We start from the raw sequence: 4,758 nt of genomic DNA on the forward strand, positions 1-4,758 counted from the left end.
CCACACCCCCGCACCCGCCAAACCACCCACACCCGACACACCACCAGGCCCCACCGCACCCCGCGTCACCACCACCAACCGCGACGACACCCACCTCTCATCCGCCAACCACCCCCGCACCAAAGACAGGGTGTGCTCCAGGAGTTCCTGGGTGGCTTCCGGTGGTTCGGGTTCTCCGGCGCGGCCGGGCGCCGGCGGCACGGCCTGCCAGAGCACGACCTGGGGGTCGGGTGCGGTCCGGCCGGTGTCCGCGAGGGCGTCGAGGTCGGCCACCCGCCGCAGGGTGCCGCCCTGGCCCATGGAGCCGAGGCGCAGGGGGTCGGCTCCGAGCAGCGCCCAGCCGGAGAGGTCGTGTCCGGATCCGGGCGCGGCGAGCGGCTGCCAGTCCACGTCGAACAGCGGCAGCCGGCGCTCCGTGGCGGGCCGGCCGCTCCCCGCTGTCTCGCGCAGCACGAGGGACTCGACGGAGGCGACCGGCGCGCCGAGCGCGTCGGCGATCTCGATGGACGCCGCGTCACCGGTGGCGGGACTCAGCCGGACCCGGAGCACCGCGGCACCGACGGCGTGCACGGACACGCCCGACCAGGAGAACGGCAGCGCCCCCGGCCGCGGCTCTCCCAGTTCGCCCATGGCCAGCGGGTGCAGGGCGGCGTCCAGCAGGGCCGGGTGGACGGCGAAGCGCTCCGCCTCGCGCTGCCCCTCCGGCGTCAGCCGTACCTCGGCGAACAGGTCGTCGCCCTGCCGCCACAGCCGGTGCAGGCACTGGAAGGACGCGCCGTACTCGTAGCCGAGTGCCCGCAGCCGCCCGTAGGCGTCCGTGAGGTCGACCGGGGTCGCGCCGGGTGGCGGCCAGGCGCCCGCGAGGGCGCCCGACGGCTGCGGCGCGCCGTCCGTGCGGTCCAGGGCGCCGGTGGCGTGCAGGGTCCACTCCGCGTCGGCGTCGGCGTCGGCGGAGTCCGGGCGTGCGTACACCGTGACGGCACGGCGTCCCGCGTCGTCCGCTTCGGACACGGCCACCTGCACCGCGACTCCTCCGGTCTCGGGCAGGAGGAGCGGGGCGACCAGCGTGAGGTCGTCGACCCGGTCGGCTCCGGTGGCCTCGCCGGCCCGGACCAGCATCTCCAGGAAGGCGGTGCCGGGGAGGAGCACGGTGCCGGACACGCCGTGGTCGGCCAGCCACGGGTGGGTGTGCAGGGCGATCCTGCCGGTCAGCAGCATGCCGCTGCCGTCGCCGAGCGGGACGACCGCGCCCAGCAGCGGATGGTCGGCCGTGTCCAGGCCGGCGGCCGTCACATCGGCCGTCCCGGCGGGGGCGTCCAGCCAGAAGCGTTCCCGTTGGAAGGGGTAGGTCGGCAGGTCGAAGGTGCTGCGGCCGCCCTTCGGCAGGGTGCGGGACCAGTCGACGGGCAGGCCGCCCACGAAGGCTTCGGCGAGACAGAGCAGGAAGCGGTCGGGGCCGCCCTCGCCGCGTCGCAGTGTCGACAGGACCGGAGCGTCCGCGGCCTGCGGGCCGAGGCCGGCCAGGGTCTCCTCGACGCCGACCGTCAGCACCGGGTGCGGGCTGGACTCCACGAAGTGGCTGAAGCCGGCGTCGGCCAGGGCACGGACGGCCTCCTCCATGCGTACCGTCCGCCGCAGGTTGGTGTACCAGTACTCGGCGTCGAGCCCGGAGGTGTCCTTGAAGGCGCAGTCGACCGTCGAGAAGAACGGCACCCGCGCTGCCCTCGGCCGGATCGGCGCGAGGATCTCGAGCAGTTCCTCGCGGAGTTCCTCGACATGGGCGGAGTGCGAGGCGTAGTCGACCGGGATGCGGCGGGCGCGTACCCCGTCGGCGTCGAGTTCGGCCGTCAGGGCGTCGAGCGCGGCGACGTCCCCGGCCACGACGACGGACGTCGGTCCGTTGACGGCCGCGACCGAGACGGCTCCGGAACGGCTCTCCAGCCGCCGCTCCAGTTCCGCCGCCGGAAGGGACACGGAGACCATGCCGCCGGTACCGGCCAGCCGCAACAACGCACGACTGCGCAACGCCACCACACGCGCCGCGTCCTCCAGGGACAACGCACCCGCCACACACGCCGCCGCGATCTCACCCTGCGAATGCCCCACCACCGCCGCCGGCTCCACACCGTACGACCGCCACACCTGAGCCAGCGACACCATCACCGCGAACAACACCGGCTGCACCACATCGACACGCTCCAACGACGGCGCACCCTCCACACCCCGCACCACATCCAGCAACGACCACTCCACATGAGGCGCCAGAGCCCGCCCGCACTCCGCCATCCGGTCCGCGAACACCGGCGAAGCACCCAGCAACTCCACCGCCATCCCCGCCCACTGCGACCCCTGCCCCGGGAACACGAACACCGGACGCACATCCCCGGCAGTGACGGAGCCCTGCGCACCGCGTTCGGTCAAGGTCCCCGCGGCAAGGTCGTCGAGCAGTCCGGCGAACTCGGCCGGGTCGTCGGCCAGCAGGACGGCGCGGTGCTGGAAGCGAGCACGGGTGATCAGTGCCCGGGCGACGGCGGCGGGGTCGGCCGCGTCGCCTGCGGCGCGTACCGCCTTGGCGAGGTTGGCGGCCTGTTCGCGCAGGGCGGCTGCGGAACGGGCCGACAGCACCCACGGCACCCTGCCGGGGGCCGGCTGCTCGTCGTCCTCCCGCACGGCCGTCTCCTGCTCGGCCGGCGGCTGCTCCAGTACCACGTGGGCGTTGGTGCCGGAGATGCCGAACGCCGAGACCGCGGCCCGGCGCGGACGCTCCAGCCGCGGCCAGGGCGTGTGCTCCGTGAGGAGTTCGACGCCCGCGCCGTCCCAGTCGACGTGCTCGCTGGGCGCGTCCACGTGCAGCGACGCCGGCAGCAGCCCGTGCTCGATCGCCTTCACCATCTTGATCACACCGGCCACGCCGGCCGCCGCCTGCGTGTGCCCGATGTTCGACTTCACCGACCCCAGCCGCAACGGCCACTCCGGATCACGGCTGCGGCCGTAGGCGGCGATCAACGCATGGGCCTCGATCGGATCACCGAGCCGGGTGCCCGTGCCGTGCGCCTCCACGACGTCCACATCGGCCGGCCCCAGCCCCGCGTCCGCCAGCGCCGAAGCGATCACCCGCTCCTGCGCCGGCCCGTTCGGAGCGGTCAGACCATTGCTCGCACCGTCCTGGTTGACCGCCGAGCCCTTCACCACCGCCAGCACCCGGTGCCCCTTGCGCCGGGCGTCCGAGAGCCGCTCCACGAGCAGCAGGCCCGCACCCTCACTCCACCCGGTACCGTCCGCCGCCCGCGCGAACGGCTTGCACCGCCCATCAGGGGCCAGCCCCCGCTGACGGCTGAACTCGATGAAGGTGTTCGGCGTCGACATGATCGCGACACCCCCGGCGAGGGCCAGGTCGCACTCTCCCCGGCGCAGGGACTGGACGGCCATGTGCAGGGCCACCAGCGACGACGAGCACGCGGTGTCCACGGTGACCGCGGGTCCCTGCAGACCCAGCTGGTACGCCACCCGGCCCGAGGCGACACTCGCCGAGTTGCCCGCGAGGAGGAATCCCTCGAGTTCCGCCGGGGCCTGGCGCAGGCGGGAGCTGTAGTCGTTGTACATCACGCCGGTGAACACACCGGTCTGACTGCCGCGCAGGCCGCCCGGATCGATCCCGGCCCGCTCCACCGCCTCCCACGCCAGCTCCAGCAACAACCGCTGCTGCGGATCCGTCGCCAACGCCTCCCGCGGACTGATCTCGAAGAACTCCGCATCGAAGTCCGCCGCGTCGTACAAGAACCCGCCCTGCCGCGCATACGACTTGCCCCGCACCTCAGGATCAGGATCGAACAGACCCTCCAGATCCCAGCCACGATCCGCGGGAAACGCACCCATCGCGTCCGTCCCGTCGGCCACCAGCCGCCACAACTCCTCAGGCGAACGCACACCACCCGGGAACCGGCAACTCATCCCCACGATCGCGACCGGCTCGTCCACACCCACCGACGCCACCGGCACCACCGCCACCGGCTCCCCGCGGCCCACCAGCTCCTCACGCAGCCAGGCCGCCAACGCCACCGGACTGGGATGGTCGAACACCACCGTCGCGGGCAGCCGGACCCCGGCCACCGCCTGGAGCCGGTTACGCAACTCCACCGCCGTCAACGAATCGAACCCCAGATCCTTGAAGGACCTCCCCTGATCCACCCGGGACGCCTCGGAGTGCCCCAGCACCACGGCCACCTGACCGGCCACCAGCTCCAGCAACAGCCCCTCCTGCTCCGCCACCGCCAACCCCGACAGACGACCGGCGAGGGGGGAACCGGAGCCGACGGCCGCCGCGGCACTCGTCGCACGGCGCAGCGCGGGCCGGACGAGACCGGCGAGGAGCGGGGAGAGCGGCGAGCCGTTCTGCGCGGAGGCTCCCTGATCGGTGCGGGAGGTGAGCAGGGCCGTGTTGAGCGGGCTGAGCACCAGGTGCGCGCGGTCGAGTTCCATCGCGGTGTCGAAGAGGGTGAGACCGACCTCGGTGGAGAGGGGCAAGGTGCCGGCGCGGGCCATGCGGGCGCGGTCCGCGTCCCCCAGATGCCCCGTCATACCACCGGCCTGCTCCCACAACCCCCAGGCCAACGACGTACCCGACAACCCCCGACCACGCCGCCAGGACACCAACGCATCCAAAAACACATTCGCCGCCGCGTAATTACCCTGCCCCGCCGTCCCCAACGTCCCCGCCACCGACGAGAACACCACGAACACCGGCACATCCCCCGCCAC

Annotated in this window: 1 protein-coding gene; it reads right to left on the bottom strand. The window is 73.2% G+C overall.

The features are described from left to right. Positions 1-4,758 (bottom strand): type I polyketide synthase (locus ACZ5DC_RS40460; protein WP_468661472.1); only part of this gene is annotated, 4,758 nt, incomplete at both ends.

It is taken from the genome of Streptomyces sp. NPDC031445 (assembly GCF_055581365.1).